This window comes from Photorhabdus cinerea (assembly GCF_011189575.1).
Classification (GTDB): domain Bacteria; phylum Pseudomonadota; class Gammaproteobacteria; order Enterobacterales; family Enterobacteriaceae; genus Photorhabdus; species Photorhabdus cinerea.
In genome coordinates this window covers 1-26955 of sequence record NZ_PUJW01000032.1, presented here as the reverse complement: position 1 = coordinate 26955, position 26955 = coordinate 1, and the positions used below count along the sequence as shown (strand labels likewise).

Here is a 26955-nt window from a genome sequence, read left to right as displayed (position 1 = left end):
CCGGTCAGCCGGGCTGCGTATATTACACTGTTCGCCCGCAGAGTCAAGCGCTTATTCACGTTGCTCTGCCTGACCCCACCAGCTTTTTTCTCAGCGGGGTGTCGGTCAGTGGAGGCGCATTATAGGGAGCTTAAATTTTTACACAACACTTTTTTTTAGATTTACCACCAATAGGCGTTTTTTTGCTCTTTTCGAGTTAAATTTAATCGATTTTAACTAAGATCAATCACCTTCTTTCATTGCATACTGGTATTTTCCTCACTAAGATCCTTAAAAACAGCAAATCCCTATTTCTTCATTAGAGGTATATATGTCTGGAGTGTTACGCAGTTACCTTGGTACTCAACCTAAAATTGGCCGGAAAGTCATGTTAGATTCATCTAGTGTAATCATTGGTGATGTCAGGCTCGCTGATGATGTCAGCGTATGGCCTTTAGTTGTCATCCGCGGAGACGTTAATTATGTATCTATTGGCACGCGTACTAATATCCAAGATGGCTCTATATTACATGTAACACACAAATCTGTTGATAATCCTGACGGTTTCCCTTTAATTGTTGGGAATGATGTCACCATCGGGCATAAAACTATACTTCATGGCTGCACTATTGGTAATCGAGTACTCATCGGTATGGGTTCCATTCTGCTTGATGGTTCAATCATTGAAGAAGACGTTATTATTGGAGCGGGCAGCTTAATAGCCCCAGGAAAAATATTAGAAAGTGGATACCTTTATGTTGGCAGTCCTGCCCGTCAGGTAAGAAAACTAAAACCTGAAGAATTAGAGGCATTACGTTATTCAGCAAGCAATTATGTCTGTTGGAAAAACGACTACCTACAAGATAATATGTAACGTCCCAAATGATCATCATTCCCGTTGTTAATTACTGATTCAAATTCCTCTTCTAAATCCCAACGATTTTGTCGGAAAAGGCTTAGTGGATGATGATCTTCCCCATAACGATATAAAAGCTCCTTAGCACCTATAACACACTGAACCAATAGCCCATTTACCAGAGCAGGAAAAATAACTACCTGCTCTTGTTCATTCCATTCTTCTCTATCAGGAAACTGGATAGATTGATTCATGAATGTAACTCCTGTTCCAATGTTCGCAATACAGGAACAATTTCTGGCAGTACACCATGCCATAATTTAAACGAATGAGCAGCCTGCCCTACTAACATTCCCAGCCCATCAGCATAACTAGAAACACCATGTTTCTTGGCAAAGGAAAGAAAAGGTGTCAAGTTAGCCTGATAAAACATGTCATAACAAACACAATTTTCATTAAATATTAACGGGGATATCTCTGGAATCTCACCGTTAAGACCAGATGCAGTCGCATTAATGATCAGATCAAATTCAGGACTATTTAGTGTTTCCATTTCAACAAGCCGAATGTTGCCTATTGACGAGAAATCATAAGCAATCTGGACGGCACGACTGAACGTCCGGTTTGTAATTGTAATTTCACAACCAAATTCTAATAATGAAGATAAAACTCCTCTGACTGCACCACCTGCTCCAATAATTAAAATATGTTGCCCCTGTGTAATAAATCCACGTTGCATCAAATCTGTTAATAACCCTATACCATCCGTATTGTCGCCAATCAATTGATTATTATCCAGCAATTTCAAGGTATTGACTGCACCACTGAATTTTGCGCGTTCAGTTAACTCATTTGCTCGGATAAATGCTCGCTCTTTAAATGGTATAGTAATATTGGCTCCAATCCCGCCCTGTTTAAGAAACACAGCCAATGTCTCTTCAAATTTATTTACAGGAGCCAAAATCTTCCCATAACGATGCTCAATACCAGTTTGCTCAGAAAACAACTGATGGATACGAGGAGATTTGCTGTGCGTAACAGGATTACCAAAAACAGCGAATTGATTCATATTTATTCTACCCTTGACGATAAAGTTCACCAGTTAGAGCATCCCGAATTTCTGAAGGTTTTTCACACCCTCCAACATTACCGCTTAATACAGGAAGCTTATCCCCAAACTGTTGTCTGACTTCTTCTGCTGTTCTACATGGTTCAAGACCATTTAAATTTGCACTGGTCGATACCAACGGTTTTCCATAAAAAGTACATAATTGTTTTACTAAAGGATGATCACTAACTCTAACAGCCAAAGTGGAAAACTGCCCAGTCAACCATTTAGATGTACTAGATTTGGCAGGGATTACCCAAGTCATAGGTCCTGGCCAACAAGCAAATATGGCTTCTTTTTGTCTTTCCGTTAGAAGCTTATCATCAAGATATGGTTGTAATTGTTCATAATTATCTGCAATAAGAATCAACCCTTTCTGCCACGGACGCTTCTTTAATATAAGCAGTTCATTTATTGCTTTCTCGCTATCAGGATCACATCCCAGTCCAAAAACAGCTTCAGTCGGATAGGCAATCACTTTTTCTGTTTTTAATGCAGTTAACACATTTTCAAATGCAGGTGATGCTTCATTACTCATGTTTGTGACTCAGTTTCATTTACTTGTTGTTTTCCACACAATTTACTGGCACAAAACAACTTTGCACCTTGTGATATTCGTTTTTCCGTCAGTAACGGATAATGACAAAACACACATTCACCCGCGACTGGTTTATTATTTAATACAAACTGACAATTAGGGTAACAGTTACACGCGTGAAAAATTTTTCCGAAACGTGATTTTCTTTGTAATAGTTGCCCTTGTTTGCATTGAGGGCAGGCTATTAACGTTTCATCCGGTTTATCAATCAGTTCTGTATGCTCGCATTCAGGATAACGACTACAACTAATGAACATTCCATAACGCCCTCGGCGTAAAGCTAAATTAGCACCACATGCAGAACATGTCTGCCCTTCAAGTTCTTTCACCACATGACCGTCACTTTGCCCTTTTAATGAACGAACATATTGACATGATGGATAACCAGAACATCCAAGAAACGGGCCATGAATGCCATTACGGATAACTAACAGAGAACCGCATTCAGGGCAACATTCAGTTTCATTAGTGGAGAGAGGAACCATTTTTGCCATACCATTTTTTCACTTGAAATTTATTTTTATATGACGTCGAACAAGACTATGGACACTCAGTTAATTAATCCACACGCACATAACCACCAGCAACTACAGCCACTTTACCCAGTAATTCCAGTTCAAGGAGCTTTGTCATTACCTCATTTATAGGTAATGAAGAACGCTGAGCAATAATATCGACAGAAGTTACCTCATCGCTTACGTTAACTAGCACATCAGCAAATGGCAACTCAGTTTGCTCAAACCGTGGTTCTACTTCTTGTTTCGTTCCTTCCATATGCAACCATTGTAGTGAACTGTAAACATGTTCTACAATATCCATTGCGTTTGTAGCCAGGTATGCACCCTGTTTTATTAACCAGTGATTTCCTTCACTAATTGGATTCCCCAAAAGACCTGGTAATGCAAATACATCCCTTCCTTGTTCAAGGGCACAACGAGCTGTAATTAATGAACCACTGTTTTTACTCGCTTCTACAACGATAATTGCCGAGCTTAACCCACTGATAATCCGATTTCTTTTAGGAAAGTTCTTTGCACGCGGAGGGATATCCGGGAAGAATTCAGAAACAAGAGCACCATTCTCCTCTATCTGTTTTGCTAATGACACGTGTCTATGAGGATAAATATGCCCAAGCCCACTACCTAATATAGCAATTGTTTCACCTCCACTATCCAGTGCAGACCGGTGACAAATACCATCAATACCGATAGCTAAACCACTAGTAATAACTAATTCATGCCCAACCAACTCACCTGCAAAAATTTTTCCCCATTTTTCACCATAATAGCTTGCGGCCCGGCTCCCTACCATCGCAACCTGCTTCTTTAAAAGAAGTTCTAATTTTCCTGACACAAAAAGCGCAAGAGGCGGGGCATGTATCTGCTTTAATAGAAGTGGATACGAAGGGTGAGAATATGTTAATAAATGGCGTTCTGGCTGTTCAAGCCATTTTAAGCACGAAGTTAGCACTGTTTTATTCGCTTTAGTAAATTGCAAACATTGTGCTGGTGATAACCCACTGTCTTTCAACACTGTGGAATAACAATTCCCAGCATGCAATAATTTTTCTGCAATATTTGCTGCTTTTTCTGTTGCCAAATGAGAGATCATCTTCATTCGCAACCATACTTCTATAGCTTCCATGTTGTCATCCTGACTGAGATTGACGGACAAATCAAACTGCTTAATTAGCAATCAATACTGTCAATCCAAACGGGAAATGTCTAGAATAGACATAGAATACCATTCACATTTTGGATACAGATCTAAACATATATGCCAGTATTACAAATATTACATTACCCAGACGAGCGGCTTCGCACTATTGCAGCATCTGTTGAAAAAGTTGATGCAAAGATTCAGAGTATCATTGATGATATGTTCGAAACTATGTATGCAGAAGAAGGCATTGGCTTGGCAGCAACACAAGTTGATATTCATCAGCGTATTGTCGTTATTGACGTATCAGAAACCCGTAATGAACGTCTTGTACTGATAAATCCAGAGTTACTGGAAAAGAGTGGCGAAACTGGGATTGAAGAAGGTTGCTTGTCTATTCCTGATCAGAGAGCCCTAGTGCCACGAGCTGAAAAGGTCAGAATTAGGGCTTTAAATTACGATGGACAATCATTTGAATTACAAGCTAATGGCTTACTGGCTATTTGTATTCAGCACGAAATGGATCATTTAATTGGTAAACTTTTTGTGGATTACTTATCTCCTCTGAAACGCCAACGTATACGCCAGAAAGTAGAAAAATTAGATAAACAAAGAGCCCGAATCCAATAAATTATTTAATACAGGAAATAAACGTGCCTGATTCTTTGCGTATTGTTTTTGCCGGAACACCTGACTTTGCAGCACACCATTTAGAGACTTTATTAGTGTCTCAACATGAGGTAGTTGGTGTTCTCACTCAACCAGATAAACCGGCCGGAAGGGGTAAAAAACTGACACCCAGTCCTGTGAAAGTACTGGCTGAAAAACATAACATTACTGTTTTTCAGCCAACTACTTTGCGTTCAGAAGAAAATCAACAATGGATTCTCAAACAGCAACCTGATGTTATCATAGTTGTAGCATATGGATTAATCCTCCCTAAGGCTGTTTTGGACATTCCAAGATTAGGTTGCCTGAACGTACATGGTTCCCTATTACCACGTTGGCGTGGTGCAGCACCAATTCAACGTTCACTCTGGGCCGGTGATGTGGAAACGGGAGTAACTATCATGCAAATGGATATAGGTCTTGATACCGGCGACATGCTATATAAAGCAAGCTGCCTTATTGCACCTGAAGATACTAGTGCCAGTTTATACGCAAAACTGGCCAATATTGGGTCAGATGCGTTGCTTAAAACATTATTGTTAATAGCATCAGGTAAAAGCCGGCCTGAAACTCAAAACGAAAAATTGGCCACCTATGCTGAAAAAATAAGCAAAGAAGAAGCCCGAATAAACTGGGCATTATCTGCGACCCATCTTGAACGCTGTATTCGTGCATTTAATCCCTGGCCCATGAGCTTTTTCGATATAGAAGGACAGCCTGTTAAAATTTGGAAAGCAGACGCCATTGAAGAACAAACTTCAGCAGAACCAGGAACTGTATTAAAAGCAGATAAAAAAGGCATTCACATTGCTACCGCTGATGGAATTCTGAATATCACTCAATTACAACCGGCGGGTAAAAAGGCAATGTCAGCAGAAAATCTACTTAACTCCAAACGTGAATGGTTTACGCCAGGCATAAAATTAGCTGAATAACTTTCTCTTAATGCTGTCTTTTATCAGCCTTTTTAACTATGAAAAATATATATAATCTGCGAAGTATCGCTGCGAAAGCAATCAATCAAGTTCTGGTTCAAGGACAGTCTCTCAGTACAGTCTTACCTAAACTACAACAGAATATAACTGATAAAGATAAATCCTTATTGCAGGAATTCTCTTTCGGGGTATTGCGTGTATTGCCTCAGCTAGAATGGATAATAAGCCAATTAATGGCAAAACCATTAAAAGGTAAACAACGTATTCTTCATTACCTTCTTATGGTCGGAATATACCAACTTGCCTATACCCGTATTCCTGCTCATGCAGCTCTTGCTGAAACAGTGAATGGAGCCGTAACTCTGAAATACCCTCAGCTAAAAGGTTTGATTAATGGTGTCCTTCGCCAATTTCAGAGACAACAATTACAATTAACAGAACGTTCACAAAATCATTCTAGCTATCACTTACATCCCGAATGGTTATTAACCCGAATCCAAAAAGCCTATCCACAAGAGTGGCAGCAACTTATTAATGTTAATAATCAAAAACCACCTATGTGGTTACGAGTTAATCGTATATACCACAGTCGGGATGAATATCTTACTCTTCTTCATAAAGCAGGAATTGATGCGGAACCAGCTATCGGATTACTCTTTGCTATCCGTGTAATTTCCCCCTGCCCTGTAGCAATATTACCTGGATTTGACAAAGGTTGGGTCACTGTTCAAGATGTGTCTGCACAAGGGTGTGCCGAGTTATTACAACCAATTAATGGAGAGAAAATTCTCGATCTTTGCGCTGCACCAGGAGGGAAAACAACACATATCCTAGAAATAGCACCAGAATCTCAAGTATTAGCTGTAGATATTAATGAGCAAAGGATCAAACGAGTAGAAGAAAATCTCCGACGCCTTAATTGCCACGCTACAGTAAAAACCGGTGATGGACGCCACCCTGAACATTGGGCAGAAAATCAGCAATTCGATCGTATTCTTCTGGATGCTCCTTGTTCAGCAACAGGAGTAATCCGCCGCCATCCTGATATTAAATGGCTACGCCGCGAGGAAGATATTGCTCAGTTAGTTCAATTACAATCTGAGATTATTGATGCAATCTGGCCATATTTAAAGAAAGGTGGAACACTAGTATATGCAACCTGTTCTATTTTACCGGATGAAAATAGCCAGCAGATCAGTGCGTTTTTAAAGCGCCATCCAGATGCAAAGTTAGCAAGAACAGAAACAAGCGAAAACCCAGGAAAACAAATAATACCTGAATTAACTGGTGGTGATGGTTTTTTCTACGCTCGATTAATTAAACAGTGATATATATCTACAAATTATAGAGATAATTATCTGCTTCTAATAAATTAGAGAACACTATGAAAATAATTATTCTTGGTGCAGGCCAAGTCGGTGGTACATTAGCTGAAAATCTGGTAGGTGAGAATAACGATATCACTATCGTCGATACTGACCCCAACCGTCTGCACCAGCTACAGGATAAATTCGACCTCAGAGTAGTCAATGGTCACGGTTCTCATCCCAGAGTATTAAGAGAAGCTGGTGCCGAAGATGCTGATATGTTAGTTGCTGTAACTAATTCTGACGAAACTAACATGATTGCATGCCAAATTGCATATTCTTTATTTAATACACCGAATAAAGTTGCACGAATACGTGCAGCAGAATATATCCGCGAAGCAGAAAAGCTTTTTCTCCCTGATGATATTCCTATTGATTATCTTATTTCACCAGAACAACTCGTCATAGATTATATTTACAAACTAATTCAATATCCTGGCGCTTTACAAGTTGTTAACTTTGCCGAAGGTCGGGTAAGTATTGTTGCAGTAAAAGCTTATTACGGCGGCTCACTTGTAGGAAATGCACTTTCTTCACTCCGTGAACACATGCCACACATTAATACCAGAGTTGCTGCAATATTTCGTCAAGATCGACCGATAAGACCACAAGGTTCTACAATTATTGAAGCTGGTGACGAAGTTTTCTTTGTTGCTGCATCACAACACATTCGTGCTGTAATGAGTGAACTTCAACGCTTAGAGAAACCCTACAAACGTATTATGATCGTTGGTGGTGGTAATGTCGGTGCCGGACTCGCACTACGCCTCGAAAAAGATTACAGAGTTAAATTGATTGAACGGAATCAGCAAAGAGCTACAGAACTAGCCGAATTATTACATGACACCATTGTCTTTTATGGGGATGCATCAGACCAAGAATTACTAGCTGAAGAACATATAGAACAGGTAGATGTGTTTATTGCTCTAACCAACGATGACGAAGCAAATATCATGTCTGCAATGCTTGCTAAACGCATGGGAGCCAAAAAGGCCATGGTTCTCATTCAACGTAGTGCATATGTCGACTTGGTACAAGGCGGTGTCATTGATATTGCAATCTCTCCACAACAAGCAACTATTTCAGCTTTACTAAGCCATGTCCGTAAAGCAGATATTATAAGTGTTTCATCATTACGTCGTGGAGTAGCTGAAGCTATCGAAGCGATTGCTCATGGAGATGAAAAGACTTCAAAAGTTGTCGGTCGAGCTGTAGGTGATATTAAATTACCACCAGGTACCACAATTGGGGCAATAGCTCGCGGTGATGAAGTAATTATTGCTAATGATTACAGCGTCATCGAACAAGGAGATCATGTAATTATGTTTATTACAGATAAGAAATTTGTTCCTGAAGTGGAGAAACTATTCCAACCAAGCCCTTTTTTCCTTTAATGGCTTAAAATATAATTATCTATCAGTCAAATGATGAAAACACAATAACTAATATAGCTTGGTATACTTTAATTAACATAATAATTGAAGGAATGTAATGAGCTTTTTAAATCGACTAACAGATTTATTATGAAAGGTAATTTTTGACACAACATCTGTACAAAATTGCATTGCTACTTAGGAACAAAAGCTTAAACTTTGGATTCTTTCTTAACCAGTCGGTGACTTTCCAGCTTTTATTAATACCATACTTATCCAAAATCAAGATGATCGTTCCAGCATGATGGTATTCACGACAGAGTTTTCCAACATGTTAATCAATAAGTTTGAGTTATTACTCAATCCCCCGACATAAGCCACTGCCCCTGTCTGGGCATCAAGGCGACCATTTTTGATTCTGTCCCGGGGTGGCAATACGGTTCTACAGCCCCTTGATATACCAATCAGCGCCGATTTTGGAGTTATACGTAATATCGACTTCATCTTCATAAAATACGGGATGTTTCTCTAAACAATTGGACAAGACATCGGTAATTCGCACCATCTTTTTCATCATATTCAGAGCCAAGGAGTTGTCAGATATATTCCAGCCCGACATAAATAGAGGTAAAGCCGTACTTACCGACAAGTTAATCTTTAACAGATATTGATCTTCAACACAAAAAGCTCAAAGCTCCAGAAGGAGCATAGGTAACCCAACTGCTGTGGCGAGTATTGCAGCCAAAATGCCAGTAGGAGATGAACTTGGAGTAGGACACGGGAGAATCTGTCAAGTTATTTCCGGTATCTAACCAACAATAATCAAAATGATTAATACTACCAATGCCACCCAATCGGTACATTGTCAGTTCAGGAAACTGACAAAGACAAAAATAAGCCTTCCCGAGTTAAGACAACCTATTGAAGCTATTTCATTTGGTCTCAAACTCACAAGAAAAATGGAATACCCATCCAGCGCTGGAATTTGACATTACCACAATTAGCGATTTATTTTAAAAGTTATCTCAATAGCGTAATAACGTTGTAATGATTTTTTAACGCGACACAGAATCCTGGATGCTCTTTCCATGTCAATAAAAAACACATCTATGCTTCTTGCATCGGGTCAGTATCCATAGCTATTTAAACACTCAAACTATTAAAAGAATCATTCACAAAAACTCGGAGTTTACTGAAGTAGTAAAACAAACTTATCAAACGAGACTGTAATTTAAATTGTGTATTTGCCTGCTTTTGATATGTTAAATCCAACAACAAAGCAGGCACATTATGGACGAGAAAAAACTTAAAGCACTTGCTGCTGAATTTGCTAAAGGCATTAAAACTGACGCTGATCTCAATCAGTTCACGAGAATGCTAACAAAGTTGACCGTTGAAACAGCATTGAATGCTGAACTCACCGAACACCTTGGGCATGAAAAAAATGCCTCAAAATCAGGCTCGAATACTCGTAATGGCTATTCCTCTAAAACACGCCTGACCGATGATGGTGAGTTTGAACTGAGTACACCACGTGACCGTGAAGGCAGCTTTGAACCTCAGCTCATCAAGAAAAATCAGACACGCATCACCCAGATGGATAACCAAATTTTATCCCTGTTCAGGATATCCTGATAGCATGCGTTGACGGTTTGAACGGCTTTCCAGACGCGATAAATAGTGTGTATCCACAAACGCAAATCCAATTATGCATCATCCACATGGTGCGTAACAGCCTAAAATATGTCTCCTGGAAAGATTATAAAGCGGTGACAACCGGACTTAAAACAATCTATCGCGCAGCAACTGAAGCTTCAGCCTTGATGGAGCTTGAGAAATTTGCTCAAACCTGGGATGACAAATATCCACAAATCAGTAAAAGCTGGCATGCCCGCTGGGAAAGTCTGAATACCTTCTTTGCTTACCCAGAAGATATTCGCAAAGCCATTTACACCACGAATGCCATTGAGTCGTTGAACAGTGTTATTCGTCATGCCATTAAGAAACGTAAAATCTTTCCCACAGAGGACTCAGTTCGAAAAATCGTTTATTTAGCCATCGAAACAGCATCTAAAAAATGGAGTATACCGATACAAAACTGGAAACAGGCGATGAGTCGTTTTATTATTGAGTTCAGTGATCGTTTAAACGACCACCTTTAACTAAAGGGCAAATACACAGAATTATTTACAGGGTCTATCAAACTAAAAAGCCAGTGGTAACAAATCTAATGATCACTTACCATTGGCCTCCCAGTTACCTGACTTACTGTGTTTTCCTTTCCTCTGATAGCTTCCTTTCCCTTTTTTATTTTTCTCAACTCGTTGTTTGAACAGCGGATCACGCAATAGAGCTTCAATAGCATTATCCTTTATTACACCCTTTTTATGGTGATATACAATCATAATATTCCTCTATCATCTTAATTTGCCTAAAAAATAGCAATTTTACTTGCTGAATTCCCAATAATAAAGGGAAATTATTTATTCCTTATTTAAAGCACCTTGCTCCAAAGCTTCAAGAATGGAACAATAAGTGCTTATGTGAGAACTACCACAACAGGCATCACTTAACCTCTTAAGTGAATCACGCATCCTTCGCATTTCAAGAAGTTTTTCCTCTACTTCCATCAACCTAGAGTCCACAATTTGCTTAGATTCTTCACAAGTATGATGATCAGGATCTACACGAATAGACAACAATTCAGTAATAGCTTCCAATGTAAACCCTAACTGCTTGGCATAACGTATAAATCGAAGACGCTGTAGATCTTGTTCGGTATAAAGCCTATATCCACCCTCAGTACGGTTCTGATGTTCCATCATTCCCTGTTTTTCATAGAAACGCACTGTATCAGGGGTCACATTCGCTAATCTAGCTAGTTGGCCAATACGATACATCTTTATATCTCCTACACAATAGACAACATTGCTTGAAATATCAGCATAACAGGAATTAGAAAGAAATAAGTGAGATATTCGAATATACAGGTGTAAAAAAACCGGGATAAACCCGGTTCTTTTACATGCCTCTACAGATTACTCCGCAGCAGCAACTCCTGTTTGAGGCTCAGCAGCACGGTCAACAAGCTCGATGTATGCCATCGGAGCATTATCACCAGCACGGAAGCCACACTTCAAAATACGAGTGTAACCACCTGCACGGCTCGCAAAACGCGGGCCCAGCTCATTAAACAGTTTTGCCACGATTTCGTTATCACGAGTACGGGCGAATGCCAGACGACGATTAGCTACACTATCGATCTTGGCAAGAGTAATCAGCGGCTCAACGACGCGACGCAGTTCTTTCGCTTTAGGCAGAGTCGTCTTGATGATTTCATGACGAACCAAAGAACCTGCCATGTTGCGGAACATAGCTTGGCGATGGCTGCTGTTGCGGTTCAATTGACGACCACTCTTACGATGGCGCATGACCTTATCCTTCTCAGTAAAACCTTAACCTGTGATCTAGTTATTCATCAGCAATACTTGCTGGTGGCCAGTTTTCCAAGCGCATGCCCAGAGATAAGCCACGTGAAGCCAGTACGTCTTTGATCTCTGTGAGAGATTTTTTACCCAGGTTAGGTGTCTTCAGTAACTCAACCTCGGTACGCTGTACCAAATCACCGATGTAGTGGATAGCTTCTGCCTTAAGGCAGTTAGCAGAGCGGACAGTCAATTCCAGATCGTCAACAGGGCGCAGTAGGATCGGATCAAACTCTGGCTTCTCTTCTTTTACTTCTGGCTGACGTACATCACGTAAATCAACAAAAGCTTCCAGCTGTTCAGCCAAAATGGTAGCTGCACGGCGAATCGCTTCTTCAGGATCGATTGTACCGTTAGTTTCCATTTCGATAACCAACTTGTCCAAATCGGTACGTTGTTCTACACGCGCTGCTTCAACATTGTAGGCAATACGCTCTACTGGGCTATAACAAGCGTCTACTAACAAACGACCAATAGGGCGCTCATCTTCTTCCGAATGAATCCGGGCAGAAGCCGGCACATAACCCCGACCACGCTGAACTTTAATACGCATGCTAATAGAAGCAGTTTCGTCTGTCAGGTAGCAGATTACATGTTGCGGCTTGACGATTTCGACATCACCGTCGTGGATAATGTCGGCTGCAGTCACAGGGCCAATGCCAGACTTATTCAAGGTAAGAATAACTTCATCTTTGCCCTGAACTCTTACCGCCAGCCCTTTCAGGTTGAGGAGAATCTCCAGGATATCTTCCTGTACACCTTCTTTGGTGCTGTACTCATGCAGTACACCATCAATCTCAACCTCAGTCACCGCACAACCCGGCATAGACGAAAGCAGAATACGGCGCAGTGCGTTGCCTAGAGTATGGCCAAAGCCTCGCTCTAATGGCTCAAGGGTCACCTTGGCGTGCGTCGAACTGACTTGCTCGATATCTACCAGGCGCGGTTTTAGAAACTCTGTCACAGAACCCTGCATTGTGTCCTCTCTTTGGTGCTAAGCTTTACTTAGAGTAAAGCTCGACGATCAGGTGTTCGTTAATGTCAGCGGACAGATCGGTACGTTCTGGAATACATTTGAACACACCTTCCATCTTCGCAGCATCAACTTCCAACCAAGTTGGTTTCTCACGCTGCTCAGCCAGCTCTAAAGCCGCCTTAATACGAGACTGCTTTTTCGATTTTTCACGAACGCTGACTACGTCATTCGGGGATACCTGATAAGAAGCAATATTAACAACGCGACCATTTACCATGATAGCCTTGTGGCTCACCATTTGGCGTGATTCAGCACGAGTTGCACCGAAGCCCATACGGTAAACAACGTTGTCCAGGCGACCTTCCAGCAAACTTAGCAGGTTTTCACCTGTGTTGCCTTTCAGACGAGTTGCTTCTTTATAATAGTTACGGAATTGACGTTCCAGCACACCGTAAATACGACGAACTTTTTGTTTTTCACGTAACTGTACACCGTAGTCAGATAAGCGCGGTTTACGTGCGCCATGCTGTCCAGGTGGTTGTTCCAATTTACACTTGGTGTCAATCGCGCGAACGCCAGATTTCAGGAATAGATCTGTACCCTCGCGACGGCTCAGCTTGAGCTTAGGACCCAAATATCTTGCCATTTTCTTTCTCCAACAAACCTAAAAAAGTAAACGCTATTAAACGCGACGTTTTTTAGGTGGACGACAACCGTTATGAGGGATCGGAGTCACATCAGTAATGTTAGTGATGCGGAAACCTGCCGCATTTAACGCACGGATAGTTGACTCGCGGCCAGGACCAGGTCCTTTAACCATAACTTCCAGGTTCTTAATTCCGTATTCTTTCACTGCTTCAGCGCAGCGCTCTGCCGCAACCTGAGCCGCAAACGGAGTAGATTTACGAGAACCACGAAAACCGGAACCACCAGCAGTTGCCCAACCCAGAGCGTTACCCTGACGGTCAGTAATGGTCACGATGGTGTTGTTGAAAGAAGCATGGATATGAGCCACACCGTCAGAGACTTGCTTTCTTACACGCTTACGTGCACGAATAGGTGCTTTTGCCATTATACAATACCCCGATTATTTCTTGATCGGCTTACGTGGACCCTTACGGGTACGTGCATTGGTCTTAGTACGCTGACCGCGAACTGGTAGACCACGACGGTGACGTAAACCACGATAAGTACCAAGATCCATCAGACGTTTGATGCTCAGGGTTACTTCACGACGCAGATCACCTTCTACAACGTATTTGGCAACTTCGTCACGCAGCTTGTCAATTTGCTCTTCAGACAGCTCACTGATCTTAACATGTTCAGCAATACCCGCCGCAGCACAAATGGCTTGAGAGCGAGTTCTACCAATTCCGTAGATCGATGTCAAAGCGATTACGGTATGCTTCTGATCAGGAATGTTAATGCCTGCTATACGGGCCACTATGCACTCCTACAATTATTTACGGCAACACCATTCTGAAAAGCCCGTTTTCAGGATACTCAAACAATGTTGCTGTGATATAAAAAAGATTGGCTGGCTAATTTAGCCAGCTCAAACCGACTTTGCAAGAAAAATATGCTATTTTATTAGCCTTGGCGTTGTTTATGCTTAGGCTCTGCACTGCAAATCACACGAACGACACCGTTACGCTTAACGATTTTGCAGTTACGGCATAATTTCTTGACGGAAGCACGAACTTTCATTTTTACTCTCCGTAACTTCTCGAGCAAACCAATTAGCGGTTATAACCTTTAAGGTTTGCCTTCTTCAATGCAGACTCGTATTGACTTGACATCATTAAAGTTTGCACTTGAGCCATAAAGTCCATGATGACCACAACTACGATAAGTAGTGAAGTACCGCCAAAATAAAATGGTACTTTCATAGCATCACGCATGAACTCCGGGATTAGGCAGATGAAAGTAATATACATCGCACCAACCAAAGTCAGGCGTGTCATTACTTTATCAATGTACTTGGCCGTTTGCTCTCCCGGACGAATTCCTGGTACAAATGCACCGGACTTCTTCAGGTTATCCGCTGTCTCTCTCGGGTTGAAAACCAACGCAGTATAAAAGAAACAGAAGAAGATGATTGCAGACGCGTAGAGTAACACATAAAGCGGTTGCCCAGGCTGCAAGTACATTGAAATAGTAGTCAGCCAGTTCCAACCGGTTCCACCCCCGAACCAAGAAGCTATGGTACCAGGGAACAGAATAATGCTGGAAGCAAAAATCGCAGGGATAACCCCAGCCATATTCACTTTCAACGGTAAATGTGTACTCTGTGCTGCATAAACTCGGCGACCCTGTTGACGTTTCGCATAGTTAACAACGATACGTCGTTGGCCACGCTCCATGAAAACAACGAAGAAAGTTACTGCAAACACTAACACTGCAACCAACAGCAACAGGAGGAAGTGCAGATCGCCTTGCCTAGCTTGCTCGATGGTATGGCCAATAGCCGGCGGCAGACCCGCAACGATACCAGCAAAGATTATGATAGAGATACCGTTTCCAATACCTCGCTCAGTAATCTGCTCGCCTAGCCACATCAGGAACATCGTCCCAGTGACTAAGCTCACAACAGCCGTGAAGTAGAAAGCAAATCCTGGGTTAATTACCAGTCCTTGCATCCCTGGCATATTCGGTAAACCAGTAGCAATACCAATTGACTGGAATATAGCCAGCACTAAAGTACCATAGCGGGTATACTGGCTAATCTTACGACGACCAGCTTCCCCTTCCTTCTTAATCTCGGCTAATGTTGGATGAACCACTGTCAGCAACTGGATAATAATAGACGCAGAAATATACGGCATTATTCCCAAGGCAAAGATAGAAGCACGACTTAAAGCACCACCAGAGAACATGTTAAACATTTCAATGATGGTGCCTCTTTGCTGTTCGAGCAATTTGGCAAGCACAGTGGCATCAATACCAGGGATAGGAATAAAAGAGCCAATACGGAAAACAATCAGCGCTCCAATAACAAACAACAGTCTGCGTTTCAGCTCGCCCAGTCCACCTTTAGCACTTTGAAAATCTAATCCTGGTTGTTTAGCCATCTGTTACTTATTCCTCAATTTTACCGCCAGCAGCTTCAATTGCAGCACGGGCACCCTTAGTAACACGAAGGCCACGCACAGTTACTGCACGGTTGATTTCGCCAGAAAGCATAACTTTCGCGAATTCAATTTGAATGCCAACGATGTTAGCGGCTTTCAGTGCGTTCAGATCGATAATATCGCCTTCAACGGCAGCGAAATCAGACAGACGAACTTCTGCTGTAACCATTGCCTTACGTGAAGTGAAGCCAAATTTTGGCAAGCGACGGTATAAAGGCATCTGACCACCTTCGAAACCGCGACGCACGCCACCGCCAGAACGAGATTTCTGACCTTTGTGACCACGGCCACCAGTTTTACCCAAGCCCGAACCAATACCACGACCTACACGTTTAGGCGCATGCTTGGCACCTTCAGCCGGAGACAGAGTATTTAAACGCATCTGTTACTCCTCAACTTTAACCATATAGGAAACCAAGTTGATCATACCGCGTATAGCCGGAGTATCTTCACGCTCTACTGTATGACCGATACGACGCAGACCTAAACCAACCAGAGTCGCCTTATGTTTAGGCAGACGACCGATTGAACTGCGAATTTGTGTTACTTTAATAGTCTTAGCCATGGCCATTACCCCAGAATTTCTTCGACGGATTTACCACGCTTAGCTGCGACCATTTCTGGAGACTTCATGCTGTCTAAAGCATCCAGGGTTGCACGAACCACATTAATTGGGTTAGTGGAACCATAGGTTTTAGCCAGTACGTTACGAACACCAGCCACTTCCAAAACAGCACGCATAGCACCACCAGCAATGATACCAGTACCTTCATGAGCAGGCTGCATGAACACGCGGGAACCGGTGTGTGCGCCTTTCACTGGATGATGCAAAGTGCCGCTGTTCAGTGCGACGGTTTTCATATTGCGACGGGCTTTTTCCATCGCTTTCTGGATTGCTGCCGGAACTTCGCGTGCTTTGCCGTAGCCAAAACCAACGCGACCATTACCATCACCTACAACAGTCAGTGCGGTAAAGCTGAAAATCCGGCCACCTTTTACGGTTTTAGATACGCGGTTTACCGCAATCAGCTTTTCCTGCAGTTCGCCAGCTTGTTTCTCGATGTGAGCCATCTTACACCTCTACCTTAGAACTGAAGGCCAGCTTCACGGGCAGCATCTGCCAGTGCCTGGACTCGACCATGATATTGGAAACCAGAACGGTCAAAGGATACATCTTTGATACCTTTTTCCAGTGCACGTTCAGCAATTGCTTTACCAACTGCTGCTGCGGCTTCTTTATTTCCAGTGTATTTCAACTGCTCATTGATAGCTTTTTCTGTAGTAGAAGCTGCCACCAAAGTTTCAGAACCGTTTGGTGCGATAACCTGCGCATAAATATGGCGAGGGGTACGATGTACCACCAGGCGAGTCGCACCCAGTTCCTGGAGCTTGCGGCGTGCGCGGGTCGCACGACGGATACGAGCTGCTTTCTTATCCATAGTGTTACCTTACTTCTTCTTAGCCTCTTTGATACGCACGACCTCGTCGGCGTAACGAACACCCTTACCTTTATAAGGCTCAGGACGACGATAGGCACGCAGTTCTGCCGCAACCTGACCGATTACCTGCTTATCAGCACCTTTCAGTACGATTTCAGTTTGTGACGGACATTCTGCAGTAATGCCTGCTGGCAGTTCGTGGTCAACTGGATGCGAGAAGCCAAGAGACAAGTTAACAACATTGCCTTTGACTGCTGCACGATAACCAACACCTACCAGTTGAAGCTTCTTAGTGAAGCCTTCGGTAACACCAATAACCATAGCATTCAGCAAAGAACGAGTAGTACCCGCCTGTGCCCAACCATCTACATAACCATCGCGTGGAGCGAAGGTCAGTTGGTTATCTGCATGTTTAACTTCAACTGCACTGTGGATTGTACGACTCAACTCGCCGTTTTTACCCTTAATCGAAATCACCTGACCGTTGAGTTTTACCTCTACGCCGGCAGGAATGACGACGGGTGCTTTTGCAACACGAGACATTCTTTCCTCCCGAATTAAGCTACGTAGCAGAGAATCTCGCCACCAAGACCAGCTTGGCGAGCTGCACGATCAGTCATTACACCTTTAGAGGTAGAAACAACAGCAATACCTAAACCAGCCATAACTTGTGGCAGCTCATCTTTTTTCTTATAGATGCGCAGACTTGGGCGGCTTACGCGCTGAATACTTTCTACAACAGCCTTACCCTGGAAGTACTTCAGTACTAATTCCAGTTCTGGCTTGGTGTCGCCTTCGATTTTGTAATCTTCAATATAACCTTCTTCCTTCAGCACCTTGGCAATTGCCACTTTCAGCTTAGAGGAAGGCATGGTGACCGCAACTTTGTTCGCGGCCTGACCGTTACGGATACGGGTCAGCATATCCGCGATGGGATCTTGCATGCTCATCTGTCTTTACTCCCGTGATTCAATTGGTGACAATTACCAGCTAGCCTTTTTAAGGCCCGGAATTTCACCGCGCATAGCGGCTTCACGGACTTTAATACGGCTCAACCCAAACTTCCGCAAAAATGCATGCGGACGCCCAGTTTGGCGACAGCGATTACGCTGACGAGAAGGGCTGGAATCACGTGGCAGTGTCTGCAGCTTAAGAACAGCATTCCAACGCTCTTCATCAGATGCATTCACATCAGAAATAATAGCTTTCAATTCTATACGTTTAGTGAAGAATTTTTCAGCCAATTTCACACGTTTTACATCACGTGCTTTCATTGATTGCTTAGCCATGAATACCCTGCCTTACTTGCGGAACGGGAAGTTAAAAGCAGCCAACAGTGCGCGGCCTTCATCATCAGATTTCGCAGTTGTGGTAATAGTAATATCTAAACCACGAACACGATCCACTTTATCGTAATCGATTTCAGGGAAGATGATTTGCTCACGTACACCCATGCTGTAATTACCACGACCATCAAATGACTTAGCAGACAAACCACGGAAGTCACGGATACGAGGTACAGCAATAGAAATCAGGCGCTCAAGAAACTCCCACATGCGTTCACCACGCAGGGTAACTTTACAGCCGATTGGATAGCCCTGACGGATTTTGAAGCCTGCAACTGATTTGCGTGCTTTGGTGATCAATGGTTTTTGACCAGAGATTGCAGCCAAATCTGCTGCTGCATTATCCAGCAGTTTCTTATCAGCAATCGCTTCACCAACACCCATGTTCAGGGTGATCTTCTCGACCCGAGGGACTTGCATGACAGAATTGTAGTCAAACTGAGCCATCAGTTTTTGGACTACATCGTCTTTGTAGTAATCATGCAGTTTCGCCATCGTATTACTCCAAATTACTTGATAGTTTCGCTGTTAGATTTGAAGAAACGAACTTTTTTACCGTCTTCAAATCTAAAACCTACACGGTCAGCCTTACTGGTTGCCGCATTGAAGATTGCAACGTTTGAAACTTGGATTGCAGCTTCTTTTTCAACGATGCCACCTGGTTGGTTCAGAGCCGGAACAGGCTTCTGATGTTTTTTAACCAAGTTAATACCTTCAACAATGACCTTTCCAGTAGAAAGAACCTGTTTTACTTTACCGCGCTTACCTTTATCTTTGCCAGTCAGCACGATAACTTCGTCATCACGACGGATTTTCGCTGCCATTGTCCGCTCCTTAGAGTACTTCTGGTGCCAGGGAGATAATTTTCATGAACTTTTCATTACGAAGTTCACGAGTTACCGGCCCAAAAATACGCGTACCGATAACCTGCTCACTTGTGTTGTTCAACAACACGCAAGCATTGCCATCGAAGCGAATGACAGAACCGTCAGGGCGACGAACACCCTTCTTGGTGCGCACCACTACCGCTTTCAGGACATCACCTTTTTTCACTTTACCACGAGGAATTGCTTCCTTGATGGTGATTTTAATGATGTCGCCGACGTGTGCGTAGCGACGGTGCGAGCCACCCAGAACCTTGATACACATTACGCGACGTGCACCGGAGTTGTCGGCCACGTTCAGCATAGTCTGTTCTTGGATCATTTTAGTGCTCCGCTAAATGTCAACTACTACTGAGCCTACTTCACTATATAAAATAAAGAGGCCGTTCAGATACCCCATATCATGAGGGCGCGGCATTATAACACCACATCTCAGATATGGATAGAAAAAATAAACGGCTCATTGCCTGAGCCGTTTACTCTATTCGAGTCAGCTTACAGAATCGCTTTCTCTACAACGCGAACTAAGGTCCAAGATTTAGTTTTGGACAATGGACGGGTTTCACGGATTTCCACCACATCACCTATTCCACATTCATTGTTCTCGTCATGTACGTGCAGTTTAGTCGTACGTTTGATGAATTTACCATACAGAGGATGCTTCACCTTACGCTCAATAGTAACAACAATAGATTTCTCCATTTTGTCACTAACAACACGACCTTGCAGAGTACGGATTTTATCGGTCATTACGCACCCGCCTTCTCAGTCAATAAAGTCTTAACGCGTGCGATATCACGACGCACTTGTTTCAACAGGTGAGACTGTTGTAGCTGGCCACTTGCTGCCTGCATACGCAGGTTAAATTGTTCACGCAGCAGGTTCAGCAGCTCTGTGTTCAGCTCTTCAACGCTTTTTTCGCGCAGCTCTTGTGCTTTCATTACATCACCGTCTTAGTTACAAAGGTGGTTTTGATAGGCAGTTTCGCTGCTGCCAGCTTGAATGCTTCACGAGCCAGCTCTTCAGACACACCGTCCATTTCATAAAGGACTTTACCGGGCTGGATCAAGGCAACCCAATATTCTACGTTACCTTTGCCTTTACCCATACGTACTTCGAGTGGCTTTTCAGTGATTGGTTTGTCTGGGAATACACGAATCCAGATTTTACCTTGACGTTTAATTGCACGAGTCATAGCACGACGTGCCGCTTCAATCTGACGTGCTGTCAGACGACCACGGCCCACAGCTTTCAGGCCGAAAGTGCCGAAGCTAACATCCGCACCTGCTGCCAGACCACGGTTACGGCCTTTGTGCACTTTACGGAATTTCGTACGCTTTGGTTGTAACATCAGCGACTCTCCTTACTTGCGGCCTTTACGCTGCTGCTTTTTAGGTTGCGCAGCCGGTTTTTCCGCCTGTTCAACAGCAGCCATACCACCCAAGATCTCACCTTTGAAGATCCATACCTTAACACCGAGTACACCATAAGTGGTGTGCGCCTCTGAAGTGTTATAATCGATGTCTGCACGTAATGTGTGCAATGGTACACGACCTTCACGATACCATTCAGTACGCGCGATTTCAGCACCGCCCAAGCGGCCACTTACTTCCACTTTAATACCTTTGGCACCCAAGCGCATTGCGTTCTGGACTGCGCGCTTCATAGCGCGGCGGAACATAACACGACGTTCCAACTGTGAAGTGATACTATCAGCAACCAGTTTTGCGTCCAGTTCAGGCTTACGCACTTCAGAAATATTAATTTGCGCAGGAACACCAGCGATTTCCGCTACAGTTTTACGCAGTTTCTCTACGTCTTCACCTTTCTTACCGATTACGATGCCTGGGCGAGCAGTGTGAATAGTTACACGGATGCTTTTAGCAGGACGTTCAATAACAATGCGTGAAATAGACGCTTTTGCCAATTCTTTATTCAAGTACTGGCGCACTTTAAAATCGCTGTCCAGGTTATCAGCGAATTCTTTGGTATTCGCATACCAGGTAGAGTTCCAAGGTTTGACAATACCCAGGCGAATACCATTAGGATGTACTTTCTGACCCATTGCTAGTCTCCAGAGTCTCAGCGATCGGACACAACCACAGTAATGTGGCTGCTGCGCTTCAGGATGCGATCTGCACGACCTTTTGCACGAGGCATAATACGCTTCATGGTCGGGCCTTCGTCTACGAAAATCTTCGTGACTTTCAGATCATCAATGTCAGCACCATCGTTGTGTTCTGCATTAGCAATAGCAGACTCAAGTACTTTCTTCACTAAACCAGCAGCTTTCTTGTTGGTATAGGTCAGAGTTTCCAGAGCTTGCGACACTTTCTTACCGCGAATCAGGTCAGCTACAAGGCGAACCTTCTGAGCAGAAGAACGAGCGTGGCGATGTTTAGCGATAGTTTCCATCTCTTCCTCCTACCTTAGCGCTTTTTAGCCTTTTTATCGGCCGCATGGCCGCGATAAGTACGGGTCGGCGCGAATTCACCTAGTTTATGACCAACCATTTCGTCGGAAACAAAAACAGGTACATGCTGACGACCATTATGGACAGCGATGGTCAAACCGATCATGTTAGGAAAGATCGTTGAACGACGGGACCAAGTCTTAATAGGCTTTTTGTCTCCGCTTTCCACCGCTTTCTCTACCTTCTTCAGCAAGTGCAGGTCAATAAATGGACCTTTCTTGAGAGAACGTGGCATGGCTTATCCTCTAATTATTTTTTAGTACGGCGACGTACGATGAACTGATCAGTACGTTTATTACTACGGGTCTTCTTACCTTTAGTTTGAACGCCCCAAGGAGTTACAGGATGTTTACCAAAGTTACGACCTTCACCACCACCATGTGGGTGATCTACCGGGTTCATCGCCGTACCACGAACGGTAGGACGAATGCCACGCCAGCGACTTGCACCAGCTTTACCCAGAACGCGTAGCATGTGTTCTGCATTACCAACTTCGCCTAAAGTAGCACGACAGTCAGACAGAACTTTACGCATTTCACCAGAACGCAGACGCAAGGTCACATAAGAACCATCACGAGCAACGATCTGAACATATGCACCAGCAGAACGAGCCAACTGACCGCCTTTACCCGGTTTCATTTCTACATTGTGTACAGTAGAACCAACTGGGATATTGCGCATTGGTAATGCGTTACCAGCTTTGATAGCTGCATCAGCACCAGATTGGATCTGATCACCAGCTTTCAAACCTTTAGGTGCAAGAATATAACGACGCTCACCGTCTTTATACAGAACCAGGGCGATGTTTGCTGAACGGTTTGGATCATATTCCAAGCGCTCAATTACAGCAGGAATACCATCTTTGTTACGCTTGAAGTCAATCAAGCGATAATGCTGCTTGTGGCCACCACCAATGTGACGAGTGGTAATACGGCCATTGTTGTTACGACCACCGGTTTTGCTGCTTTTTTCCAGCAACGGAGCATAAGGTTTGCCCTTATGCAGCTCAGGGTTAACCACCTTAACAACGTGGCGACGGCCCGGAGACGTAGGTTTACATTTAACAATTGCCATTGTTCTTTACTCCTCCGACTTACTCTGCGCCACCAATGAAGTCCATATTCTGGCCTTCTTTTAGAGTAACGTAAGCTTTTTTCCAGTCGCTACGACGACCAATACGCTGACCGTGGCGTTTAGTTTTGCCTTTAACCAGCAAAGTGTTAACACCTTCAACTTCGACTTCAAATAATTTCTGTACAGCAGCTTTAATTTCTGCTTTAGTCGCGTCTTTTGCAACTTTGAGAACGATGGTATTGCTTTTTTCCATCGCTGTAGAAGCTTTTTCAGATACATGCGGCGCGCGCAGTACTTTCAGCAGACGTTCTTCACGGATCATGCCAGCATCTCCTCAACTTGCTTCACAGCATCAGCAGTCATAACCACTTTATCGAAGGCTATCAAACTAACTGGATCGATACTAGCTGCATCACGGACATCAACCTTGTACAGATTACGAGCTGATAAGAACAAGTTCTCATCAACTTCACCAGTGATAATCAGCACATCTTCCAGAGTCATTTCTTTCAGTTTCTGAACCAGAAGCTTAGTTTTAGGAGCTTCTACAGAGAACTTCTCGACAACGATCAAACGATCTTGACGTACCAGCTCAGACAGGATGCTTTTCAAAGCACCGCGGTACATTTTTTTATTAACTTTTTGACTGTGGTCCTGTGGCTTAGCTGCGAAAGTTACACCACCAGAGCGCCAAATTGGACTCTTAATAGAACCAGAGCGTGCACGACCAGTGCCTTTCTGACGCCATGGTTTTTTACCTGAACCAGAAACTTCAGCACGGGTTTTCTGAGCACGAGTACCTTGACGTGCACCAGCTGCGTAAGCAACAACTACTTGATGCACAAGCGCTTCATTGAAATCACGCCCGAAGGTAGTTTCGGAAACAGTCAGCGCGCCTTGCGCGTCTTTCATTACCAATTCCATTCCTATCTCCTCGACGTTACGCCTTAACAGCCGGTTTTACGATCAGGTTGCTACCAGTCGCACCTGGAACAGCACCTTTGACCAGCAGCAGGTTGCGCTCAGCGTCAACACGTACTACATCCAGGCTTTGAACGGTTACACGTTCATTACCCAGTTGGCCTGCCATTTTCTTGCCTTTAAATACCTTGCCCGGAGTTTGGTTCTGACCGATAGAACCCGGAACACGGTGAGACAAAGAGTTACCGTGGCTAGCATCTTGGGTACGGAAATTCCAGCGCTTAACAGTGCCAGCAAAACCTTTACCTTTAGATGTACCAGTAACGTCGACTTTCTTAACGTCAGCGAAAATCTCAACGCTAATGCTTTGACCTACAGCATATTCTTCGCCTTCAGATAGGCGGAATTCACGCAGGATACGGCCAGCTTCAACGCCAGCTTTAGCAAAATGCCCTGCTTCAGGTTTGTTTACACGGCTAGCTTTTTTGCTACCAGTGGTAACCTGAATTGCACGATAACCATCATGATCCAAGTCTTTAACCTGAGTAACGCGGTTATCTTCAATTTCGATAACAGTTACAGGGATTGAAACGCCATCTTCAGTGAAGATGCGAGTCATACCCACTTTTTTACCGACTAAACCAATCATTGTTTCAACCTCTCAATCGTTCAATGACCTGATTAACCCAGGCTGATCTGCACGTCTACACCGGCAGCCAGATCCAGACGCATCAGAGCATCAACGGTTTTCTCGGTTGGCTCAACGATGTCAACCAGACGCTTATGAGTGCGAATTTCGTACTGATCGCGCGCATCTTTATTAACATGCGGAGAAATCAGAACGGTAAAACGCTCTTTACGAGTCGGCAGCGGGATCGGACCACGAACCTGCGCACCAGTACGCTTAGCGGTCTCGACAATTTCCGCAGTTGATTGATCGATCAAACGATGATCAAATGCTTTCAGGCGGATACGGATTCTTTGGTTCTGCATGAGACCAGAGCTCCAACTATTTTATAAACGTAAATAATTACTCCTCGTACCCATTTCGATTGACGGGAGAGTGTAATCGTTCAATGTATAACCCCCATATCGGGAGTATTTTTAAATGGCAGTAAAAAGCTCTGCACATTCGCTGATTGACAAATCAGACCTACACATAAGTAAGCCCACGTATTATACGCAAATCAATTAGCAAAGCAAGATACAGATGAGAATCTGTTCGGAGAGGAAATGTAAAATATGGAACGAAACAAAGAATGCCCTAACTGTATAATGTAGTAGGATAGGGCATTATTTATAGTGACTACTCTCCTTCAAGAATCTGCGCTTGGGAATAATTTTGAATCCCCATGCGTTCAATTAGTTCAAGTTGAGTTTCCAGCCAATCAATATGCCCCTCTTCCGCATCTAAGATATCTATCATCAAATCACGGCTGACATAGTCATGAATCGAATCAGCATAAGCAATTGCTTCTCTCAGGTCGTGAGCTCCTTGTAATTCAAGCTGCAAATCGGATCTGAGCATTTCTTCAATATCTTCTCCGATGTTAAGTTTCCCTAGGTCTTGCAAATTAGGAATTCCTTCAAGAAAAAGAACACGTTCAATGTACCTATCAGCATGCTTCATCTCATCAATAGATTCATGATATTCCTTCTCATTAAGGCGGGTAAGCCCCCAGTTTTTGAACATCCGGGCATGCAGGAAATACTGATTAATTGCGACAAGCTCATTTCCAAGAAGTTTATTTAAATAAGCAATGATTTTTTTATCACCTTTCATAGTCCAACCCTCCGCTTCCAGTACTTAAAGTGTAGTACCTATTCAGCAGAGTAGTAGTAAACTTGCCTTATTTTTTATCAAGCAACTTTATCTATCTTGGGCAGTTGGGCAATTTCCTCATTAATTAGCTCTCTGGCTTGACGTATGCATTTCCCACAATCACGGCCTACAGGAACAATACGTTTTAACTCTCTGATAGAGTGAACGTGATGCTGACGCACCGCATTACGTATTGTTCTATCACTCACCGCATTACATAGGCAGACATACATAAACAGCACTCTCTGGTACATATTATAGCCCATGGTAAATAATAATGAGTATTATTTCAATAATCGTTTGCATTTAATTATCTGTTCCAATTTTTCGGCTCCATACCAACTACCTATGTCAGTGCTTACTAACAGAGACAGAACAGATATGGGCCTCAAATATTGCTTACCTGTATTTAAAAGAACAGCTTATCTGAGTCTGATTCATTCGAAAAAATTGCAGACCATTACTGAATGCTGATGATAGAGAGATGTACCTGATATATCAGGATGCGCTAACAGAATGGGTTGATGAGAATCCTAAAGAATAAACTACCACTGGCACAAATCGAAGACATTTAAACAATATAAAAGATGATTTAGAGGACAATGTAGAAATCTACAACCAAGGAAGAATCACATAAATCCAACTACCAAGCACCTGATGTAATACATCAGGTGCTTACTGTCGAAGTTCTAGAGTGTAAACCTACTTTAGAACCAGAAACTTAATTATTAGCAATTATGCGATAACTTTAGCAACAACACCAGCACCTACTGTACGACCGCCTTCACGGATAGCGAAGCGCAGACCCTGGTCCATTGCGATTGGTGCAATCAGGGTAACTACCATCTGAATGTTATCAC

General features: G+C 43.2%; 42 protein-coding genes and 5 pseudogenes. 7 read left to right on the top strand and 40 right to left on the bottom strand.

Going from position 1 to position 26955, the window contains the following annotated elements:
* Positions 1-310: 310 nt before the first annotated feature.
* The gene (locus C5469_RS19915) at positions 311-853 is read left to right on the top strand and encodes a gamma carbonic anhydrase family protein (protein ID WP_166310221.1); all 543 of its coding nucleotides are present in this window, start codon (positions 311-313) and stop codon (positions 851-853) included.
* On the opposite strand, the gene C5469_RS19910 is transcribed toward C5469_RS19915, so the two are convergent.
* From C5469_RS19910 to dprA, 5 genes are all read right to left on the bottom strand, one after another.
* Complete coding sequence (locus tag C5469_RS19910; protein WP_166310219.1) at positions 832-1089, bottom strand: DUF1488 family protein; 258 nt, start codon at positions 1087-1089, stop codon at positions 832-834. The two genes, C5469_RS19915 and C5469_RS19910, sit on opposite strands and share 22 nt — an antisense overlap.
* Positions 1086-1904: a shikimate dehydrogenase gene (aroE, locus tag C5469_RS19905; protein WP_166310217.1), complete on the bottom strand. Its 819-nt coding sequence runs from the start codon at positions 1902-1904 to the stop codon at positions 1086-1088. The genes C5469_RS19910 and aroE overlap by 4 nt, the downstream gene beginning before the upstream one ends.
* 7 nt (positions 1905-1911) lie before the next feature.
* A complete protein-coding gene (tsaC, locus tag C5469_RS19900; RefSeq protein WP_166310215.1) occupies positions 1912-2481 on the bottom strand; it encodes an L-threonylcarbamoyladenylate synthase type 1 TsaC in 570 nt (189 codons plus the stop codon).
* Positions 2478-3035, bottom strand: a complete 558-nt coding sequence (locus C5469_RS19895; protein WP_166310213.1) for a DNA topoisomerase family protein — start codon at positions 3033-3035, stop codon at positions 2478-2480. Before C5469_RS19895 ends, tsaC begins: the two co-directional genes overlap by 4 nt.
* A gap of 64 nt (positions 3036-3099) precedes the next feature.
* On the bottom strand, positions 3100-4185 hold the full coding sequence (gene dprA / locus C5469_RS19890) for a DNA-protecting protein DprA (protein ID WP_166310211.1): 1086 nt from the start codon (positions 4183-4185) through the stop codon (positions 3100-3102).
* A 132-nt stretch (positions 4186-4317) separates the two neighbouring features.
* On the opposite strand from dprA, the gene def reads away from it, so the two are divergent.
* The 4 genes from def to trkA are packed head-to-tail and all read left to right on the top strand — an operon-like array spanning position 4318 to position 8565.
* Positions 4318-4830 carry a peptide deformylase gene (def, locus tag C5469_RS19885; protein WP_166310209.1) on the top strand — a complete coding sequence of 171 codons (513 nt, stop codon included), beginning with the start codon at positions 4318-4320 and terminating at the stop codon, positions 4828-4830.
* 23 nt (positions 4831-4853) lie between these two features.
* A complete protein-coding gene (fmt, locus tag C5469_RS19880) occupies positions 4854-5804 on the top strand; it encodes a methionyl-tRNA formyltransferase (protein WP_166310207.1) in 951 nt (316 codons plus the stop codon).
* A 38-nt stretch (positions 5805-5842) separates the two neighbouring features.
* Complete coding sequence (gene rsmB / locus C5469_RS19875) at positions 5843-7132, top strand: 16S rRNA (cytosine(967)-C(5))-methyltransferase RsmB (protein WP_166310205.1); 1290 nt, start codon at positions 5843-5845, stop codon at positions 7130-7132.
* A 56-nt stretch (positions 7133-7188) separates the two neighbouring features.
* Positions 7189-8565, top strand: coding sequence for a Trk system potassium transporter TrkA (trkA, locus tag C5469_RS19870; protein ID WP_166310203.1), 1377 nt, complete (start codon positions 7189-7191; stop codon positions 8563-8565).
* A gap of 178 nt (positions 8566-8743) precedes the next feature.
* Here the strand turns inward: trkA and C5469_RS24570 are convergent.
* Together C5469_RS24570 and C5469_RS24565 are read right to left on the bottom strand one after the other, a co-directional pair.
* Positions 8744-9112 (bottom strand): annotated as a pseudogene (locus C5469_RS24570) (transposase); the annotation flags it as partial.
* A gap of 65 nt (positions 9113-9177) precedes the next feature.
* Positions 9178-9300, bottom strand: a pseudogene (locus tag C5469_RS24565) (IS630 family transposase); the annotation flags it as partial.
* Between the two features lie 7 nt (positions 9301-9307).
* Between C5469_RS24565 and C5469_RS24310 the strand changes: the two are divergent.
* Positions 9308-9592 (top strand): annotated as a pseudogene (locus C5469_RS24310) (putative phage abortive infection protein); the annotation flags it as partial.
* Positions 9593-9834: 242 nt separating this feature from the next.
* Positions 9835-10706: pseudogene (locus C5469_RS19865) on the top strand (IS256 family transposase).
* A 37-nt stretch (positions 10707-10743) separates the two neighbouring features.
* Here the strand turns inward: C5469_RS19865 and C5469_RS19860 are convergent.
* The 33 genes and pseudogenes from C5469_RS19860 to C5469_RS19700 all read right to left on the bottom strand — a co-directional run.
* Positions 10744-10949, bottom strand: a pseudogene (locus C5469_RS19860) (alternative ribosome-rescue factor A).
* Between the two features lie 78 nt (positions 10950-11027).
* A complete protein-coding gene (gene zntR / locus C5469_RS19855) occupies positions 11028-11444 on the bottom strand; it encodes a Zn(2+)-responsive transcriptional regulator (protein WP_166310199.1) in 417 nt (138 codons plus the stop codon).
* Positions 11445-11582: 138 nt separating this feature from the next.
* Complete coding sequence (gene rplQ / locus C5469_RS19850) at positions 11583-11975, bottom strand: 50S ribosomal protein L17 (protein WP_166310197.1); 393 nt, start codon at positions 11973-11975, stop codon at positions 11583-11585.
* A gap of 40 nt (positions 11976-12015) precedes the next feature.
* Positions 12016-13005 (bottom strand): DNA-directed RNA polymerase subunit alpha, encoded by a 990-nt coding sequence (locus C5469_RS19845; RefSeq protein WP_166310195.1) that lies wholly within the window; start codon positions 13003-13005, stop codon positions 12016-12018.
* Between the two features lie 25 nt (positions 13006-13030).
* Positions 13031-13651 carry a 30S ribosomal protein S4 gene (gene rpsD, locus C5469_RS19840; protein ID WP_166310193.1) on the bottom strand — a complete coding sequence of 207 codons (621 nt, stop codon included), beginning with the start codon at positions 13649-13651 and terminating at the stop codon, positions 13031-13033.
* Positions 13652-13687: 36 nt separating this feature from the next.
* Positions 13688-14077, bottom strand: coding sequence for a 30S ribosomal protein S11 (gene rpsK, locus C5469_RS19835; RefSeq protein ID WP_002919257.1), 390 nt, complete (start codon positions 14075-14077; stop codon positions 13688-13690).
* Positions 14078-14092: 15 nt separating this feature from the next.
* Positions 14093-14449, bottom strand: coding sequence for a 30S ribosomal protein S13 (rpsM, locus tag C5469_RS19830; protein WP_036773472.1), 357 nt, complete (start codon positions 14447-14449; stop codon positions 14093-14095).
* Between the two features lie 146 nt (positions 14450-14595).
* Positions 14596-14712 carry a 50S ribosomal protein L36 gene (rpmJ, locus tag C5469_RS19825; RefSeq protein WP_002227352.1) on the bottom strand — a complete coding sequence of 39 codons (117 nt, stop codon included), beginning with the start codon at positions 14710-14712 and terminating at the stop codon, positions 14596-14598.
* A gap of 32 nt (positions 14713-14744) precedes the next feature.
* Positions 14745-16076 (bottom strand): preprotein translocase subunit SecY, encoded by a 1332-nt coding sequence (secY, locus tag C5469_RS19820; RefSeq protein WP_011148775.1) that lies wholly within the window; start codon positions 16074-16076, stop codon positions 14745-14747.
* A 7-nt stretch (positions 16077-16083) separates the two neighbouring features.
* Positions 16084-16518, bottom strand: coding sequence for a 50S ribosomal protein L15 (gene rplO, locus C5469_RS19815; RefSeq protein WP_054480934.1), 435 nt, complete (start codon positions 16516-16518; stop codon positions 16084-16086).
* Between the two features lie 3 nt (positions 16519-16521).
* Complete coding sequence (rpmD, locus tag C5469_RS19810) at positions 16522-16701, bottom strand: 50S ribosomal protein L30 (RefSeq protein WP_011148777.1); 180 nt, start codon at positions 16699-16701, stop codon at positions 16522-16524.
* A 5-nt stretch (positions 16702-16706) separates the two neighbouring features.
* Positions 16707-17207 carry a 30S ribosomal protein S5 gene (gene rpsE, locus C5469_RS19805; RefSeq protein WP_015836271.1) on the bottom strand — a complete coding sequence of 167 codons (501 nt, stop codon included), beginning with the start codon at positions 17205-17207 and terminating at the stop codon, positions 16707-16709.
* Between the two features lie 14 nt (positions 17208-17221).
* Complete coding sequence (rplR, locus tag C5469_RS19800) at positions 17222-17575, bottom strand: 50S ribosomal protein L18 (RefSeq protein WP_011148779.1); 354 nt, start codon at positions 17573-17575, stop codon at positions 17222-17224.
* A 9-nt stretch (positions 17576-17584) separates the two neighbouring features.
* On the bottom strand, positions 17585-18118 hold the full coding sequence (gene rplF, locus C5469_RS19795; protein ID WP_166310191.1) for a 50S ribosomal protein L6: 534 nt from the start codon (positions 18116-18118) through the stop codon (positions 17585-17587).
* A 14-nt stretch (positions 18119-18132) separates the two neighbouring features.
* The gene (gene rpsH / locus C5469_RS19790) at positions 18133-18525 is read right to left on the bottom strand and encodes a 30S ribosomal protein S8 (protein ID WP_011148781.1); all 393 of its coding nucleotides are present in this window, start codon (positions 18523-18525) and stop codon (positions 18133-18135) included.
* 33 nt (positions 18526-18558) lie between these two features.
* Positions 18559-18864 carry a 30S ribosomal protein S14 gene (rpsN, locus tag C5469_RS19785; protein ID WP_054480940.1) on the bottom strand — a complete coding sequence of 102 codons (306 nt, stop codon included), beginning with the start codon at positions 18862-18864 and terminating at the stop codon, positions 18559-18561.
* Between the two features lie 12 nt (positions 18865-18876).
* Positions 18877-19416: a 50S ribosomal protein L5 gene (gene rplE / locus C5469_RS19780; RefSeq protein ID WP_166310189.1), complete on the bottom strand. Its 540-nt coding sequence runs from the start codon at positions 19414-19416 to the stop codon at positions 18877-18879.
* Between the two features lie 14 nt (positions 19417-19430).
* A complete protein-coding gene (gene rplX / locus C5469_RS19775; protein WP_132356032.1) occupies positions 19431-19745 on the bottom strand; it encodes a 50S ribosomal protein L24 in 315 nt (104 codons plus the stop codon).
* Positions 19746-19755: 10 nt separating this feature from the next.
* Positions 19756-20127: a 50S ribosomal protein L14 gene (gene rplN, locus C5469_RS19770; RefSeq protein ID WP_015836277.1), complete on the bottom strand. Its 372-nt coding sequence runs from the start codon at positions 20125-20127 to the stop codon at positions 19756-19758.
* A gap of 173 nt (positions 20128-20300) precedes the next feature.
* Positions 20301-20555 carry a 30S ribosomal protein S17 gene (gene rpsQ / locus C5469_RS19765; protein WP_166310187.1) on the bottom strand — a complete coding sequence of 85 codons (255 nt, stop codon included), beginning with the start codon at positions 20553-20555 and terminating at the stop codon, positions 20301-20303.
* Positions 20555-20746: a 50S ribosomal protein L29 gene (rpmC, locus tag C5469_RS19760; protein ID WP_021322794.1), complete on the bottom strand. Its 192-nt coding sequence runs from the start codon at positions 20744-20746 to the stop codon at positions 20555-20557. The genes rpsQ and rpmC overlap by 1 nt, the downstream gene beginning before the upstream one ends.
* Positions 20746-21156 (bottom strand): 50S ribosomal protein L16, encoded by a 411-nt coding sequence (rplP, locus tag C5469_RS19755; RefSeq protein WP_036773456.1) that lies wholly within the window; start codon positions 21154-21156, stop codon positions 20746-20748. The genes rpmC and rplP overlap by 1 nt, the downstream gene beginning before the upstream one ends.
* A gap of 12 nt (positions 21157-21168) precedes the next feature.
* Complete coding sequence (rpsC, locus tag C5469_RS19750; RefSeq protein WP_015836279.1) at positions 21169-21870, bottom strand: 30S ribosomal protein S3; 702 nt, start codon at positions 21868-21870, stop codon at positions 21169-21171.
* A gap of 17 nt (positions 21871-21887) precedes the next feature.
* Positions 21888-22220 carry a 50S ribosomal protein L22 gene (gene rplV / locus C5469_RS19745; RefSeq protein ID WP_011148790.1) on the bottom strand — a complete coding sequence of 111 codons (333 nt, stop codon included), beginning with the start codon at positions 22218-22220 and terminating at the stop codon, positions 21888-21890.
* A 14-nt stretch (positions 22221-22234) separates the two neighbouring features.
* Positions 22235-22513 (bottom strand): 30S ribosomal protein S19, encoded by a 279-nt coding sequence (gene rpsS / locus C5469_RS19740; RefSeq protein ID WP_011148791.1) that lies wholly within the window; start codon positions 22511-22513, stop codon positions 22235-22237.
* A gap of 14 nt (positions 22514-22527) precedes the next feature.
* Complete coding sequence (rplB, locus tag C5469_RS19735) at positions 22528-23352, bottom strand: 50S ribosomal protein L2 (protein WP_166310185.1); 825 nt, start codon at positions 23350-23352, stop codon at positions 22528-22530.
* 19 nt (positions 23353-23371) lie between these two features.
* Positions 23372-23674 carry a 50S ribosomal protein L23 gene (gene rplW, locus C5469_RS19730; protein ID WP_021322796.1) on the bottom strand — a complete coding sequence of 101 codons (303 nt, stop codon included), beginning with the start codon at positions 23672-23674 and terminating at the stop codon, positions 23372-23374.
* A complete protein-coding gene (gene rplD, locus C5469_RS19725) occupies positions 23671-24276 on the bottom strand; it encodes a 50S ribosomal protein L4 (RefSeq protein ID WP_166310183.1) in 606 nt (201 codons plus the stop codon). The genes rplW and rplD overlap by 4 nt, the downstream gene beginning before the upstream one ends.
* A gap of 16 nt (positions 24277-24292) precedes the next feature.
* Complete coding sequence (gene rplC, locus C5469_RS19720) at positions 24293-24922, bottom strand: 50S ribosomal protein L3 (protein WP_166310181.1); 630 nt, start codon at positions 24920-24922, stop codon at positions 24293-24295.
* Between the two features lie 32 nt (positions 24923-24954).
* On the bottom strand, positions 24955-25266 hold the full coding sequence (gene rpsJ, locus C5469_RS19715) for a 30S ribosomal protein S10 (RefSeq protein ID WP_001181005.1): 312 nt from the start codon (positions 25264-25266) through the stop codon (positions 24955-24957).
* A 313-nt stretch (positions 25267-25579) separates the two neighbouring features.
* Complete coding sequence (bfr, locus tag C5469_RS19710; RefSeq protein WP_166310179.1) at positions 25580-26056, bottom strand: bacterioferritin; 477 nt, start codon at positions 26054-26056, stop codon at positions 25580-25582.
* 77 nt (positions 26057-26133) lie between these two features.
* Entirely contained in the window at positions 26134-26328 is a 195-nt protein-coding gene (gene bfd / locus C5469_RS19705) for a bacterioferritin-associated ferredoxin (protein ID WP_072023292.1), read from the bottom strand.
* Between the two features lie 502 nt (positions 26329-26830).
* A partial coding sequence (locus C5469_RS19700) for an EF-Tu C-terminal domain-related protein (RefSeq protein WP_479687571.1) occupies positions 26831-26955 on the bottom strand: 125 nt, incomplete at its 5' end.